Origin of the sequence: Gordonia sp. p3-SID1431 (assembly GCF_025143765.1) — a bacterium.
Lineage (GTDB): Bacteria > Actinomycetota > Actinomycetes > Mycobacteriales > Mycobacteriaceae > Gordonia > Gordonia hongkongensis.
In genome coordinates this window covers 1-15213 of the sequence record NZ_JAMBDT010000114.1, presented here as the reverse complement: position 1 = coordinate 15213, position 15213 = coordinate 1, and the positions used below count along the sequence as shown (strand labels likewise).

Genomic DNA, 15213 nt, shown 5'->3' with positions numbered 1-15213 from the left:
CCCCCCACCAGTGGGGACTTTCTCATGGCCACGGACACCCCCGCATGCGCGGCGATCGTGCGCAGCCCCGGCGACGGTAACCCCACCGCCAGACCCAGCCACAACCGCAGGACTTCTCTGATCTCTTCCACAGCAACCTCCCGATAGCCCATGCCGCCGCCCCTTCCATGACTGCTCGTCACGGCCGAGTCAACGGGACCTGACCCCGGACCTTGGACACGTTGAATCCCGCAGTTCGCGGGGAGAAGCGAGATGATCAAGGTATGGCTCGGAGACACTATTCAGAGCAGTTTCGTCAGGACGCGGTGGACTTGTACGAGTCGACCCCCGGGGCCACGGTGCGCGGTATCGCCGCCGATCTTGGGGTCGAGCGCGGCACGTTGCGTCACTGGCTTGAGCGCTACGGCACCGGCCGCAAGACCGCTGCCGATGGCAGCGGGGCGGTCAGCCCGCTCAAGGCCCGCAACGGCGATGGGCCCGCTGTGGTGGGGCCAGAAAGCGCTGAGGCCAAGATCGCACGGTTGGAGAGGGAGAACGCGGCACTGCGTAGCGAGAAGCTCAAGCTGAGCACCGAACGGGAGATTTTGCGTCAGGCGGCCAAGTATTTCGCCGGGGAGACGAACTGGTGAGCCGCTTCCAGTTCGTCGCCGACCACCTCGACACCTACCCGGTCAAGTGGCTATGCGATCTCCTCGAGATCGCGTGTTCGTCGTTTTACGCCTGGCGCAAGGCGGCCCCGCGCCGGGCGGCTCGTGCGGAAGCTGATCATGTTTTGGCGCAACGTATTCGTGAGGTTCACGATGGTGACAGCACCTGTGGTGCACCGCGGATTACCGCGGAACTCAACGATGGGGTGGCGCTGGAGAACCGGGTCAATCACAAACGGGTGGCGCGGGTGATGCGCGCCCACGGCATTGTCGGTTATCGGCGGCGCCGTCGTGTGGTCACCACGATCCCTGAACCTGCCGATCGCATAGTCCCTGACCTGGTGGAACGCGATTTCACCGCGCCCGCCACGAACCGGGTGTATGTCGGCGATATCACGTATCTGCCGATCGCCGATGGCTCCAACCTGTACCTGGCTACGGTGATCGACTGCTACTCCCGACGGTTGACGGGGTGGGCGGTGGCCGATCATATGCGCACCGATCTCGTTGCCGATGCCTTGCAAGCGGCACAACAGACGCGAGGGTCGTTGTCGGGAGCGGTCTTTCACTCCGATCACGGCTCGGTCTACACCAGCAAGGCCTACGCCAACCTGTGCGCTGAACTCGGCGTGACCCAGTCCATGGGAGCGGTGGGCACCAGCGCCGACAATGCGATGGCCGAGTCGTTCAACGCCACGCTCAAACGCGAGGTCCTTCAAGATGAGCAGTCCTGGCCCGATGAGTTCACCTGCCGGCGTGAAGTCTTTGGGTGGCTCGTGCGTTACAACAACCGCCGAAGACACTCGTGGTGCGGGCACCAATCACCACTCACCTACGAAAACCGTTACGCTGCTACACTTCTACACGCAGCATAAATCCCACCCTGTGTCCAAGATCCGGGGTCAAGGCCCAACGGACAAAACAAGAGACCACCAGCGCAACGCGCCGGTGGTCCCATAACTGGCAATCCAGGTGGTCCCATCCCGATGGCAAAAATCAGCTCACAGCGGTCCCTTCACCGTGGCAAATGACACTCGCGGTACCTGACGCTTCGGCGAGAGTGTTGTCGGAGGAGTCGCGCACAGTGCTGACCGAGGGGTCGACTTTAAACTCGATCAGCCGGTCGGCATAGGCCAGCGATATGTATTGGGGGTTCATTTGGTCGACGCAAGACCATGAAGTACCCCAGGTTTAGTTCCTATGTGGTTGCGAGGGCCGGGGCGGCCGACTCGCAGATAGCTGAGGCGCCGTTGAGGGCGGCCTCGAACTCTGTGGGTGGTTGATAGTCGAGCGCTTCGTGTAGACGCTGTTGGTTGTACCACCAGACCCATTCGCAGGTGGCAAGCCCCACCTGCTCGACGGTGCGCCAAGGCCGACGCTGCCTGATCAGCTCGGTCCGTATGGTAGCCGCAACATGCCAACCGACGATCACGCGGGTGCAGGCATCGGTGACAAATTCGGTGTAGGCGAAGCCCTGCCAGGTTCGCACGCAGGTGATGTCGACGACCCATAGCTGGGACGACCCGTAGCTGGTTGGGTCGATCGGCACGAAACTGTCGCTGAACTCGGTCGGTAGGTCTGGCCGTGGTCGGGTCGGGACGGGTGGTGAAAGCCTTCGCTGCCCGCTGCACTCCGCGGACCCCGGCCAGTCGCATCAGCCGCCGGGTCTGATTCTCGGCCGATGTGGTGGCCGGCGCCGGCGGTGGTAGGTCCGTTCGATCCAGGTGACGATTGCGATCCGTAGCTGTTCACGGGTGTCCCAGCGTTGACGGTCGAGCACGTTGCGTTGCAGGAGCGCGAAGAAGATCTCCATAGCTGCGTTGTCCCCTCACGCCCCGACCTTGCCCATCGACCCCGTTGGACCGTGAGTATTCAAGGCGTGTAGGAATTTCCGCGACCGGAGCTGTGACCCTCGATCCGAGTGAACGATGCAGCCGGCCACCTCACCACGACGGGCCAGCGCGCTGTGCAACGCTGCCACGGCCAGTCGGGACTTTCATCCGGGAATCGATGCTGTAGCCGACGATCCGCCCTGAGTGCACGTCCTTGATTGCACACAGATAGAGCTTGCCCTCACGGGTGTGGTGTTCGGTGATACCAGTGAGCCACAACCGATGTGGCTCCTCGGCGGTGAAGTCGCGCTGGACCAGATCATCGTGGACTGGTGGTCCCGGTCGTCGGCCGTTACGACCTCGCTTCTTGCCGAACACCGACCACCAGGCGTTGTCGCGGCAGATCCGCCACGCGGTCCGCTCGGCCATCGACTCACCCACGGTGGCGGCTTCCCCGGCGAGGAATCGGTAGCCGAATTCCGGGTCCTCGCGGTGGGCATCGAACAGGGCATTCGCCCGATACGCCGCGGCCAGCTTGGCATTGGTGACCGGGCTGGCCAGCCACCGGTAGTAGGGCTGGCGCGAGAGCTGAAGTACCCGACACGACACGCGACGGCAATCCCGTCGGCGGCGAGCTCTTTCACGAGCGGGTACAGCCTTTTCCCGGCAGGTTCGCCTGCGATAGATACGCCGCCGCTCGACGCAGCACCTCGTTCTCCTGCTCAAGCAGGCGGATCCGCTTACGGGCCTCGCGCAGTTCAGCGGACTCGGTCGAGGTCACGCCAGGGCTGCGGCCCCCATCAATATTCGCGCGTCGCATCCACTTGTGCAGCGTCATCGGGTGCACACCGAAGTCGTTGGCGACCTGCTCGATCGTGACGCCTTCTCCACGATCACGAGCCACCCGGATCGCATCGTCTCGGAGCTCCTGGGGGTACGGCTTGGGCACAGCTACATCCTTCCCGACCGCCCGAAGGCAAGCCAGATCAGATGTCACCTATCCGTGCAGCAGTCCCTAGCGACAGTCCCGCGCGGATACTGGGGAACTAAACCAGGAGTACGTTAAACGGTTTCGTTGTTCGGCCACCAGCTGGTTTTGCCTAGTAGTGTCGCGATGGCCGGCACGACGATGGTGCGCACTATAAAGGTGTCGAGCAGTAGTCCGATACCGATGATCAGTCCAACTTGGGTCATGATGGAGATCGAGCCAGCCATGAGGCCGAACATGCTGGCAGCGAAGATGAGGCCGGCCGAGGTGATGACCGATCCGGTGTTGGTGACGGTTCGTAGAACGCCGATTCGTATGTTGTTCTGGGATTCCTCGCGTAGGCGAGAGATGAGCAGCATGTTGTAGTCTGCGCCGACGGCGACGAGGACTATGAAAGCCAATAGCGGTACAGGCCAGGCGATCTCGGTTTTGAGGATGTGTTGGAAGATTAGGACGCCGATGCCCAGTGCCGCGGTGTAGTTGAGGACGACGGTTCCTAGGAGATACAGCGGTGCGATGAGTGCTCGGAGGAGAAGGATTAGGATCAGGCCGACGATGATGAGGGTTGCCAGTGCCAGGAGTTGAAAGTCGTCGGCGAGTAGGCGTTGCAGGTCGGCGTTGATGGCGGGGAATCCGGCGATTGCGATGTGGGAGTCCTCCAGGGTGGTGTTCGGTCTGGCGGCGTTTGCAACATCGGTGATGGTGTTGGTCAGTTGTATGGCTTCGGTGCTGTAGGGGTCGAAGCTGGTTTGTATTGCGTAGCGCACGGTATGGCCGTCGGGCGAGACGAATTGGCGAGCGACATCGACAAAGCGGCGGTCTGCGTTGGCTTGAGGTGGCAGGTAGAAGCCGGTCGCGGAGTCTGTTCCGGCGGTTTCGCGGGCGGAGGTTTGGAGTTGCGTGGCTAGGGTGGCCATCCCGGCTAGTTGCTGAAGGTTGCTGTCGATCAGCGCGGACACGCCGTCGGCGAGTTGTCGTGATCCTGCGGCGAGCTGACTCACGCCAGTTTGGAGTTGAGTGATCTTAGCGGGCAGGTCTTGGTTGTTGATGGTGCTCAGGGTGGAGTTGAGGGAGTTGACGGTTGCGGTGAGTTGGTCGGTGACCGTCGTGAGGGGTGTGTCTAGTTGTGCGAGTTGTGTTGACAGGGTGGTGATCTGGTCGAGCAGTCCACTCCCTAGTGTGGCGTTGAGGTCGCGAATCTGTGCGCGCAGGGTTGCGCACTGGGGGACTTGGGCGCACCAGGGCGCTGAGTCGAGGAGGGGTAGGATTGAGGTCACTGTTGTCAGCGCCGCGGATGTTTGGCGGGTCAGGGCGGCAAGTTGTGGGGCGTTCTGTGAGGCGCGGTCGAGTGCGGGCGCGGACGCGGCGAGCTGGCGCAGGAGTGGTTGGTACTGCTGGATTTGTTGACCGGCGGTGCTTGCTTGGGTGAGGATACCGGCGAGTGGCGTCAGGTTGAGGCGTAGCTGGGTGTCGAGTTGGGCCAGCCCGTCGGCGAGCTGGTTGGCACCGGAGCGCAACTGCTCGAGGTCGCCTTTTCGTTGCTGGCCGTCTGCGACGGCGCCTGCCACCTGGTCCCCGATCTGACCGTTCTGCCACGACAGCTCGGCCTGTTCGAGTTTGTCGCCGGTGGGGCGGGTGACGCCGATGACGCGAGTCACCCCGGGAATTTGGGATACCCGCGAAGCCATCTGCTCGAGGTCGGCAAGTCCGCTGGCGGTGCGTAGGTCGATCGGCGCATCCACCACAAGAAACTCAGCAACCGTCACATCTGTGGGGAAATGGCGGTCAAGCAGCGCATATCCCTGGTTGCTGTCGGTCGTCGCGGGTTGGCCCTGGCGGTCGTCATAGGTGATGTGGATACCCATCGCGATCGTGCTCAGCACGATCAGCCCCACCATCGTTATAGCGAGAAGGGGGACTGGGCGGCGGACGACAAGCACCGCCACGCGATTCCAGTACTTGCGCGTGAGGTCTCGTCGGGGGTTGCCCCAACCGAAGCGGGCTGCCCACTGCAGCACCGGCGGCAGCAAGGTGACAGTGGCGAGGAACCCGATGAGGATCGCGATCGCGCAGGCCGGACCCAAGGTGGAAAAGACGCTCAGTTCGCCGAACGCCATAGCCAGGAATGCCAGTGCCACCGTCGCCGCCGAGGCCAAGATGACCCGTCCGATCGTCGCTGTAGCGTCCACAAGAGCATCCGCGGTAGGCGCGCCTTGGCGCAACCGCTCGTGATAGCGGCTGATGAAAAAGACTGAGTAGTCCACCCCGGCCCCGAGCAGAATGACCGTCATGAATGCGACGGTGAACTGAGACACCGGCATTCCGAGCTCACCTAGTGCGGACAAGACGCCGCGGCCCACCCCAAGGCTGACACCAATCACCAGCAACGGCACCAGTGCTGTGAACAGCGATCGGTACACCACCAGCAAGATCAGGGCGATCAGCGCGACTGTGGCCAAAGTGATCACGACCAGGTCGCTCTCGGCACTCACGATCTGATCACTGAAGGTGGCTGCGGGTCCGGTGACATGAACCGCGGTACCAGTATCTTCAAACACCCGGCGTGCGGTTTCGCGGACGGTTTCCACCGCATGAGTCGCCGCCGGACCGCCCAGGGTCCCCGAGACCCCGACGGGCAGATACCAGGCCTTGCCATCCTCACTCAACGCCTGGCGGGCAGTGATCGGATCCGACAGCAAGTCACGAACCGATTGCACATCGTCAAAATTTTCACGGAGCTGTAGGACCAACGCGTCGTATCGCTCTCGCGTGACCTCTGTAAGCCCATTCGGGTTCTCCATGGTCACGAAGACAGTGGTCTTAGCGCCCTTTTCCCCGAATGCGCCACCCATTTGATCAAGAGCTTGAAAGGACGGAACCCCTGCAGGGATCGGATCTACCGATTGCTGCCGCACCACCGTCTCCAACTGAGGAAACAGCACCGCCAACACCACCCCGACAGCTATCCACACCCCGATGACCAGGGACTTGTGCGTCAAAGTGAACCGCGCGATTCGTCCCAACGTGGAGCTGTACTCGCTGCGCTCGACCAACGGCCGCCTTGCCAAGCGCTTGTCATCGGGACGATGGACCACCATACGCAGTACCTCACCAACTCATCTGGCCCACAGTGGAACCATCGGTAGCGCTACGCTACAAGTTGTAGCGTAAAAGTGGAAGGCGGTGAGGCTATGTAGGCGGGCGCCGCCTGTGCGCCGCAAGAAAGTCATCGACGAGGCGCTCGAGATCAGCGACATCCATCGCGCGAATCCCGGTGAGCTTGGCGAAGACCAGAGGGCCTGCCAGCTGAGTGATCGCCATGGTCAAGTCCGGATCGTCGAGTTCAGCGGCGGCCGCGCTACTTGTCAACACTCGATCAAAGGGTTCTCGGTACTGGTTGACTACGCGCATCCGCAACGGCCCCAATGCGTTTGGTTCTTCGCCAGGTTGCTTGGGAACCATTGCCAACCAAGCCAGTGTGGTCAACTGCAACGGAGCCTGTTCGATGAGAGCAGCCTGGCGTTGCATCAATGTGACCAGGTCATCGCGAATCGATTGCGAGGTTTCAGGGTTGTCCACCTGAGGCAACAACCGCTCGAAGGCTGCTGCCACCAGGTCCGTGGTGCTCTCAAAATGTCGATACAGCGTGGTGCGGGCTACGCGAGATAGCCGGGTTACAGCCTCCACGGTGACCGCTTCGACCCCACCGCTGCTGAGCAGGGTCGCGGCAGCATCCAACAACCGCGCCCGCGAGCGAACCCGCCTCGGGTCCACATCATCGATATCGGCGATCTCCACCCTTGCCCACTTCCCGCTCCAGACCAACAGCACAAACGATACCGTCGGTAACAGAACGAAACTGCGAGTGCTCGAACACCGAACGAGGACCGCAGAGAGGACCACCCAATGGGCTTCGATCAGCGGCTACCAGCGCACTCGCCATCATGTATGGGATGTGGCAGCGACAACCCCAGCGGACTCCAGCTCGAGGTATACAGGCATGACGACCACGTCTACGCTGATCTAACCTTCGACGAACGCCAATCAGGAGCACCCGGCCTAGCCCATGGCGGTGCCATCTCAGCAGCCTGCGACGACATCATGGGATTCACCCTGTGGATCGCCCGCACACCTGCAGTCACTCGAACACTCACCGTCGAGTACCGACACCCAGTGCCACTGCACACACCCGTGCACCTCGTCGCCACGGTCGTCGATAACACCGCTCGGGCACTCTCCATCAAAGCGGTCGGCACAGTAGGCAAGAAAGCGTATTTCACCGCGAACGCCGTGTTCGTGAAAGTTGACTTAAGTCACTTTCAGAACCACGGAGACCCGGACGCCGCCACAGACCTGATTACTCGATTCCTTCAAGCCGACTAGAATACCGTAACCGCGCCTGCATCTGGTGTTACCCGATACAGCAAGGCTGCATCAACCCTGAGGGCGAGACGTATCTAACCCATTCGCAGCGCCTTACCGCCCTCCCCGTGAACCGAGCGCTTAGCTTGTGAGGTGAGCCCTCCTGGGTGGTCCAGTCGTTGTGGGACTCTGTTGCTCGATTGTTCGAGCAGGAAGAATCAACGACGTCATGACATCGAACAAGCGCCGCCGGCACACGCCGGAGCAGATCATCCGCAAGCTCGCCGAGGGCAATATGCTCCTCGCCGCTGGTCAGGAACTCGACGAGGTGTGCCGGCACCTCGAAGTCGCGGAGTCCACGTGGCATCGCTGGCTGGCCCAGTACGGCGGCATGAAAGCTGATGACGCCAAGCGGCTCAAAGAACTCGAGGCGGAGAACGCCCGACTCAAGAAGCTCGTGGCCAACCAGGCCCTCGACATTGACATGCTCAAGGACCTGTCGTCGGGAAACTTTTGACCCCGAACCGTAAACGCCGCGCCGTGACGGTGCTGCAAGAACGGTTCGGGGTGTCTCAGCGTCGGGCGTGTGCGGTGGTCGGTATCCACCGCTCGACGATGCGCCTGAGGACACAACCAGCGGACGACGAGGACACCAGGCTGAGGGCCTGGCTACGCAGGTTCTCCACCGACCGGCCCCGGTGGGGGTGGCGGCGAGCAGCGAAGATGGCACGCAAATCCGGATGGGCGGTCAACGACAAACGTATTCGTCGACTATGGTGTGAGGAAGGACTTCGAGTGCCCCAGCGCCGCAAAAAGAAGCGGTTGACCGGCGTCGGTGTCACCGTAGGGGCGATGTGTCCTATCCGGCCGAACGTGATCTGGGCGATGGACTTCCAATTCGACACCCTCGCTGATGGTCGTACGATCAAGCTACTCAACATCATTGATGAGTACACCCGAGAGTGCCTGGCCATCGAGATCGGCAGGTCAATCGACGCCGACCAAGTGGTCGCAGTCCTTGACACGCTGGCTTTGACCCGCGGGGCGCCGGTCTACGTGCGGTTCGACAACGGCCCCGAATTCGTCGCCCACGCCGTACGCGACTGGTGCCGATTCACCGGCACCGGAGCCTTGTTCATCGACCCCGGTTCGCCATGGCAGAACGGCTGGATCGAATCGTTCAACGGTCGACTACGCGATGAACTGCTCAACTCGTGGCGCTTCGATTCTCTGCTCGAAGCCCAAGTGATCACCGAGGATTGGAGGACCGACTACAACACCGCCAGGCCCCACAGCGCCCACGGCGAACTCAGCCCCGCTGAATTCGCTCTACAGTGGACCACGACCCACCAATCCCAAGCCGCATAGCGACTGGACCACCAAACGGGTCCCCCTCACCATCAAGTCGCGCATCGCGCTGGAGCCGCAATGGCCGCCCATTCGGTGTGGATAGGTGTCGAGCAATGACTCGGACATTGTCATGGTCTCCCTAGTGGTGGTGGACACTGTGCGACGGGATCTGGCCGACAGGTGGTGGCACGGGTGTTCGAGCGGGCAGTAACCTGCGGCGGTAGCCCGCCGGAGCGCACACTATGCGCGGAATGCGTCGGACGGAGCTGGCCGTCCCGAGAAGATCAGAGGGCCGTAGGCATGCCGCAGGCCCGCCAGGATTTCCTCGAGGGGCAAGTCGTTGTAGACGCCGCGTTCGTGCACGTACTCCATGTGCGCGGAGCCGTCCGCCGCGTGCGCGTGAAACAACGCGTCGCGATCGCCGGTGAAGTCGATAGGTGGGACCCCGAATCGAGTGCACAATTCAATGTTGAACGCGGGTGTAGCTTTCAACCAGCGCCCCTCGATGTAGACGTGGCTGTATCCGTGATATACGAAGACGTCGGTTCCCATGAGTTCGCGCAGCGCGTCGGTCTGCAGATGATTGCGTACATCAGCGAAGCCGAGCCGGGCCGGTATGTTTGCCGCGCGGAACGCGGCTGTCAGTACGACCGCTTTGGGTACGCAGTACCCACGTCCGGACTCGATGACATGGCTGGCCCGGTAATGATCGGGCTTGTCAGAGACGGTGTAGGGGTCGTAACGGATCTGGTCTCGGACTGCGGCGAAGAGGCGCCGCGCCTTCTCGCGATCGGTGTCCGCGTCGCCGACCGCGTCTTGGGTGAAGGCCTGCACGGTCGCGTGATGGATGTCGAGGAAGGTCGATGCTGTGAGCGCCGCCGCCGGCCTTTCCGCTGCCGCGGGTGATGTGGTCATGGTGTGGCTCCGATCAGTTCGGACCTGTCGAGCGACGAACGCTGTGCGATCGTACGCTTCGCGTTCATGAAATCCTTGGGTCTGTTGACGCAGTCCGCGGCGATCAGCTCGCCGTCGTTGAAGTAGTAACAGGTGAAGTCACGGTCGTGGTCAGGGTCACCGCTGACCAGTACCTCGTCGTACCCGGTGTTGAGCCCGGCGATCTGCAGCTTCAGATCGTATTGATCGGACCAGAACCAAGGCAGCGCGGTGAGACCGGCTTCGTTGCCGCAGATGGTCGCTGCCGCGACCTTGGCCTGCTCGGTGGCGGCCGCCACACATTCGAGGCGGACGCGCCTGTCGTACCGTGCGATCCGTTGGTTGACGCAGTCGCCGGCGGCGACGATGTCGGGGTCGCTGGTGCGTGCATGGTCGTCGACGATGACTCCGTCGTCAACCTCGAGGCCCGCGGCGACCGCGAGATCCGTGTTGGGAATGATGCCGACACCGACGATGACGAGGTCCGCGGCCAGGGTCTCACCGTCGGCGAGCACCACCTCTTCGACTCGCCCCTCCCCGCGAAAACCCTCGACCAACGCGCTGGTGCGAACATCGACACCCTCGGTCCGGTGGGTACGGTCGAAAAACCTCGAGACCACCGGCGCGGTCACCCGCTCGAGCACGCGTTCCGCAGCCTCGAGAACAGTGACGTCCACACCCTGAGCTCGAAGTGAGGCGGCCGTCTCCAGGCCGATATAGCCGCCGCCGACGATGACGGCCCGGCAACCTGGCACCACCGCGGCACGGATGGCCTCGACGTCGGTGGCGGTGCGCAAGTAGTGGACGCCCGTCAACTCGGCGCCCGGAACGGTCAGCGCGCGGGCGCGCGCGCCGGTGCACAGTGCCAGCGTGGCGTAAGACACCACGTCTCCACTGTTGAGGGTGACGGTGTGCGCGGAACGGTTGATCGCCGTCGCCGTTCCGTCCACGAGCTCGATCCGCTGCTTGTCGTAGAACTGACGTCCGCGGATCGCGCAGTCATCAAGCTGTGATGCACCTGCCAGGTATGCCTTGGACAGCGGTGGACGCTGGTAGGGGAGCCTGCCCTCGTCGCCGATCAGCAAGACATCCCCGGCCCATTTCTCCTTTCGGAGAGCGCCCGCGAGTTGGACGCCGGCGTGGCTCGCGCCGAGGATGACGACCTGATCAGCCGTCACATTTCCCCCTTGGGGGTCAGGCGAACCATCATCTTGCTGATCCCACGGACAAAGTTCGATTGCACGTACTCCGGCTCACCCACCACCTCGATGTTGTCGAAGCGAGGGAGGAGCTCCTCCCACAGGATGCGTAGCTGGAGCTCGGCGAGCCGGTTGCCCATGCAGCGGTGTACACCGAAACCGAACGCGATGTGGTTGCGGGCGTTGGCCCGGTCGATGATGAGCTCGTCTGGACGCTCGAAGACGCGCTCGTCTCGGTTGCCCGAGGCGTACCACATCACCACCTTGTCACCCTTGCGGATGAACTGGCCGCCGAGCATGACGTCCTTCTTGGCGACCCTGCGCATGTAAGCAAGAGGGGTCTGCCAGCGGATGATCTCCGACACCGCGTTGGGGATGAGGTCGGGGTTGGCCTTGAGCTTCTCGAACTGCTCGGGGTATTCGTTGAGGGCCAGCACTCCGCCGCTCATGGAGTTGCGGGTCGTGTCATTGCCGCCGACGATCAGCAGCACGAGGTTACCGAGGAACTCCATGGGGCGATCGTCGAGGAGGTTCTTGGTGTCCTCGTTGCTTTGCAGCATGGTGATGAGGTCGAAGCCAGGCTCTTCGCCGGCCACGGTACGTGCCGCCTTGTCCCGCCACAGCGAACTCAGGCCTTGCGCCATCGCGACCATCTCACGGAAGACCCTGTCGTTGTCCGAGGGGCCGCCGTTGGCCTGCTCCATCGAGGTCGCGAGGTCGGACCATTCGACCAGCTTGTGCCGCTTGTCGTAAGGGAAGTCAAGTAGCGTCGCGAGCATGCGTGCAGTGAGTTCGATCGACACAGTCTGGACCCAGTCAAACGGCTCGTTGAGTGGGAGGCCGTCGAGGACTTCGCGGACGCGCGCGCGGATGAGCCCCTCCATCTCACGAAGGTTCTTCGGAGCCACCACGCCCTGCACTGCGGCGCGCTGCTTGTCGTGCCGGGGCGGATCCATCGCGATGAACATCGCGATGTCCATGAAACGCGGGGGCCTGCCGATGATGATGAACGGTTCGGCGGAGAACGCCTCGTGATTCTTGTCGACCGCGATGATGTCGGCGTGTCGCGTGACCGACCAGAACGGACCGAAGGGGCTCTCCGAACGGAAGTGCACCGGCGCCTCGTTGCGGACACGCTCGAAGTACGAGCGCCACATACCCTGGCGATACAGGAACGGGTTACTCAGGTCGATTTCGGCGAGATCGACCTCGTCCACCGGCGGGATCGGGGTCTCGGTGAAGATCTTCTGGCCGTCGGTCCTTGTGACGATTCGGCGGGTCTTGTCATAGACATGCGCCCCCCGGATCTGAAGGTCGATCGGGATCATTGATTGCGCCTTCTCGGCGACGGTGGCTGCGATGCTCATGATTGCATTCCTTCGTCGTTGCGGGTCAGAGTTGGAATTCCGGGAGGCGAACAGTCAGGCCGTCCCACTCCTCAGTCGCGATCATCTGGCAGGACAGCCGCGAGGTTCCTTCCCGTTCCGGATGCATGCTCAGCATCTCTTCCTCGCCCTCGCCGCTGCGCCCGACGGTCTTGATCCACGCCGGGTCGACAATGACGTGACACGTACCGCAGGCCGCTTCGCCACCACAATCACCGTCGATGCCGGGGACGGCTTCGTCGACGGCGGTCTGCATGAGCGACTTCCCCTCCACGAGATCGGCTTCGTAGTCGTCTCCATCGTGGGTGATGTATGTGATCGTGGCCATGGCCACCTCCTTGCACGTATGAGGTTCCCCTTGAGTGTGAATGTGCGGATCCCGACCGATCCATGTGTGAACGTCGCAATCTGTTGTTAATCTGGCTCACGTGACCCTCGGTGAATCCGGTGTGCCCCCGTTGGCGTTTGCACAGCTTCTCGACAGCGGTGCGCTGGGCACGGAGGCGACGAGCGCATTCGGTCGGATAATGGCCCAGGAGGGCACCGACCTCAGAACGTTGATCACGCAAGAAGCGCAGGTGCCGATGCAATGGTTTCATGACGTGTATCCGACGATGGGGCCGCACGACGGGTTTCGGCTGGGCCTCGCATTCGCTGAGCACGCTCAGCTGACCTCCTTCGGTCCACTGAGCCTGCCGCTGGTCAGTGCCGGGTCGGTCGTTGACATCGTCGAGTTGCTTCGTTTTCTGCCGTTGATCTCGACGGCGCTAAGTGCGGACTTTCATCATGGCGCCAGTGGTCTTACCATCGGTCTCGCAGGGCGCACCGACAGCGCGGGTACCGACTGCTTTGCCGTCACTTATGGGGGCCTGACCGTTCTGCGTCTGGTGAAAATACTCACAGGAGATGTGTCCTCAGCAGAGTTACACCTGACCTGCCCGGCGCCGACCGAGCCGCTGAACGTGGGAGAGATAGGGCATCGAGTCGTCTTCGATGCGCCAGCGTCATTTGTTCGCATACCAGCCGAGGCGCTTCATGAGGTGTGCCGCTTTTCCGATCCCGTCGCCTACCGGATCGGTACCGCCGAACTGCGACGGCTCTGCGATCAGCGGCGTCACAACTCGTACACGCAGCGCGTCCGAGCCCAGTTTGATGCAGACCCTGCTCGAGTCAACGCTAGTCGGATCGCAGCAGAGCTGTCGGTATCGGTAAGCACACTCAAACGGCACCTACACGCCGAGGGCACCACCCTGCGCCGCCTACGACAGCAATTCATGCAGGAGCACGCCATCCTCCGACTTCTCGATCCCGGCGTCGGAATCGGCCAGATTGCTACCGAACTGGGGTACTGCGACGTCGCAAGCTTTTCTCATGCGTTTGCTCGGTGGGTCGGCTGCTCCCCGTCGCAGTTTCGACTTCGACGTGCACGCCCGCCAGCCGCATGAATGCTCGACCAGCCCAATCGGGGCGTCAGCTGATTACACCACAACGAATTTCGCGACTGGTTCATAACGTTTCGATACGGTAACCCGGGCCCGCCCCGTCCGAAGCGCACGGTCGTTACAAGTCAGCCAGCATCGCCTACGCGGCAATTCTCAGCCACACCTCAACGTCTGCCGCCTCGCCGAGGACACCAGCCGGTTCGTTCTAGCCACCGTTATGGCATTCACCGAACGAATCCAGTCGGGCCTTCGGGACATTGCAACACCGCAGCAACGACGTTTGATAGACGCACATATGCGATACCGCCACGAGAATGTTTCGGTCGTCACCCTCGACCGCGAGATCATGATCACCGACGACGGTTTTCGCACACCAACTGCCCGACCGACCGACAATCTGGGCGGCCTGCTACGTCACGTAACGAGGCCATTCGCCGCATCGAGTGACGACGATCACGCCATGTTAATGTTAACTAGCCGCAATTTCCCGCTTGCCGAATACGACATGGGGCCGAGGATGATGCCGGCCGGCGCGGGAGGACGACTCGGGCGCCATCTTTACCCCTCAGCCAAGACGCGCACCCGTGACGAATACATTTGACACCGAGCATGACCGACTCTGCCACAGCCGCTTTAGCTGGTAAGGAAACGTGTCAGAGTAGGACGAGTTGTCGGCGCCGAACGTCCGCCGATGTCGCGGACGGCCGATGGTTCGAAGTCAGGCAGAGAGGGAGCCGATCGCTGCTTGCTCGCCGTCGCGGCCACTCCATGTTGCTATCCCTCCGATGAGAACTGCGCCCATGGCGCCTCCCGTGCGGCCGCGGGGCCACTGAATCCCCGTCCGCTCGATCTGGTCCTGCACCAGATTTGCTCAGCCAACAGCTACGGCTTCTTCTCCGGCAGTGGCCAACACCCCTTCACCGGAGTGCCCCATTCCATGAGACATGCCGCCCTCAGGGGTGACGTCGCTTGACAGCCAGACGTAATCCAGCTCGTCATCCTCGCGAATCTGGCGATGCTGACGTGTAAGGGCTCGGGACATGCTTGACGTCGTGTCGTCGGGACATCGTTGACG

General features: G+C 62.3%; 13 protein-coding genes and 1 pseudogene. 5 read left to right on the top strand and 9 right to left on the bottom strand.

The window, feature by feature from the left end; translation table 11 throughout:
- Positions 1-263: 263 nt before the first annotated feature.
- Positions 264-1522, top strand: a protein-coding gene (locus M4D77_RS20810) for an IS3 family transposase (protein ID WP_085949121.1) whose coding sequence is annotated in 2 segments (ribosomal slippage) — positions 264-609 and positions 609-1522 — 1260 coding nt in all. Because the reading frame shifts where the segments join, the coding sequence is not laid out codon by codon here.
- Between the two features lie 323 nt (positions 1523-1845).
- Here M4D77_RS20810 and M4D77_RS20805 read toward each other — a convergent pair.
- From M4D77_RS20805 to M4D77_RS20790, 4 genes and pseudogenes are all read right to left on the bottom strand, one after another.
- Positions 1846-2196 carry an integrase core domain-containing protein gene (locus tag M4D77_RS20805; RefSeq protein WP_005194698.1) on the bottom strand — a complete coding sequence of 117 codons (351 nt, stop codon included), beginning with the start codon at positions 2194-2196 and terminating at the stop codon, positions 1846-1848.
- A gap of 105 nt (positions 2197-2301) precedes the next feature.
- Positions 2302-3428: pseudogene (locus tag M4D77_RS20800) on the bottom strand (IS3 family transposase).
- Positions 3429-3541: 113 nt separating this feature from the next.
- A complete protein-coding gene (locus M4D77_RS20795; protein ID WP_005194693.1) occupies positions 3542-6565 on the bottom strand; it encodes an RND family transporter in 3024 nt (1007 codons plus the stop codon).
- A gap of 91 nt (positions 6566-6656) precedes the next feature.
- Complete coding sequence (locus M4D77_RS20790) at positions 6657-7265, bottom strand: TetR/AcrR family transcriptional regulator (RefSeq protein ID WP_005194691.1); 609 nt, start codon at positions 7263-7265, stop codon at positions 6657-6659.
- 108 nt (positions 7266-7373) lie between these two features.
- On the opposite strand from M4D77_RS20790, the gene M4D77_RS20785 reads away from it, so the two are divergent.
- Both M4D77_RS20785 and M4D77_RS20780 read left to right on the top strand, forming a co-directional pair.
- Positions 7374-7850 (top strand): PaaI family thioesterase, encoded by a 477-nt coding sequence (locus M4D77_RS20785; RefSeq protein ID WP_005194688.1) that lies wholly within the window; start codon positions 7374-7376, stop codon positions 7848-7850.
- A gap of 208 nt (positions 7851-8058) precedes the next feature.
- A protein-coding gene (locus M4D77_RS20780) for an IS3 family transposase (RefSeq protein ID WP_085949120.1) occupies positions 8059-9197 on the top strand; the annotation gives its coding sequence in 2 pieces (ribosomal slippage) (positions 8059-8329 and positions 8329-9197; 1140 coding nt in all).
- Between the two features lie 222 nt (positions 9198-9419).
- Here the strand turns inward: M4D77_RS20780 and M4D77_RS20775 are convergent.
- The 4 genes from M4D77_RS20775 to M4D77_RS20760 are packed head-to-tail and all read right to left on the bottom strand — an operon-like array spanning position 9420 to position 13024.
- Positions 9420-10094 carry a transglutaminase family protein gene (locus tag M4D77_RS20775; RefSeq protein WP_005195131.1) on the bottom strand — a complete coding sequence of 225 codons (675 nt, stop codon included), beginning with the start codon at positions 10092-10094 and terminating at the stop codon, positions 9420-9422.
- A complete protein-coding gene (locus tag M4D77_RS20770) occupies positions 10091-11290 on the bottom strand; it encodes an NAD(P)/FAD-dependent oxidoreductase (protein ID WP_005195132.1) in 1200 nt (399 codons plus the stop codon). Before M4D77_RS20770 ends, M4D77_RS20775 begins: the two co-directional genes overlap by 4 nt.
- Positions 11287-12678 carry a cytochrome P450 gene (locus M4D77_RS20765; protein ID WP_005195133.1) on the bottom strand — a complete coding sequence of 464 codons (1392 nt, stop codon included), beginning with the start codon at positions 12676-12678 and terminating at the stop codon, positions 11287-11289. Before M4D77_RS20765 ends, M4D77_RS20770 begins: the two co-directional genes overlap by 4 nt.
- Positions 12679-12703: 25 nt before the next feature.
- A complete protein-coding gene (locus M4D77_RS20760; protein ID WP_005195134.1) occupies positions 12704-13024 on the bottom strand; it encodes a 2Fe-2S iron-sulfur cluster-binding protein in 321 nt (106 codons plus the stop codon).
- Between the two features lie 100 nt (positions 13025-13124).
- On the opposite strand from M4D77_RS20760, the gene M4D77_RS20755 reads away from it, so the two are divergent.
- Both M4D77_RS20755 and M4D77_RS20750 read left to right on the top strand, forming a co-directional pair.
- The gene (locus M4D77_RS20755; RefSeq protein ID WP_005195135.1) at positions 13125-14141 is read left to right on the top strand and encodes an AraC family transcriptional regulator; all 1017 of its coding nucleotides are present in this window, start codon (positions 13125-13127) and stop codon (positions 14139-14141) included.
- 214 nt (positions 14142-14355) lie between these two features.
- Positions 14356-14739, top strand: coding sequence for a hypothetical protein (locus tag M4D77_RS20750; protein ID WP_223372675.1), 384 nt, complete (start codon positions 14356-14358; stop codon positions 14737-14739).
- Between the two features lie 270 nt (positions 14740-15009).
- Here the strand turns inward: M4D77_RS20750 and M4D77_RS20745 are convergent.
- A partial coding sequence (locus tag M4D77_RS20745) for a hypothetical protein (RefSeq protein ID WP_259937260.1) occupies positions 15010-15213 on the bottom strand: 204 nt, incomplete at its 5' end.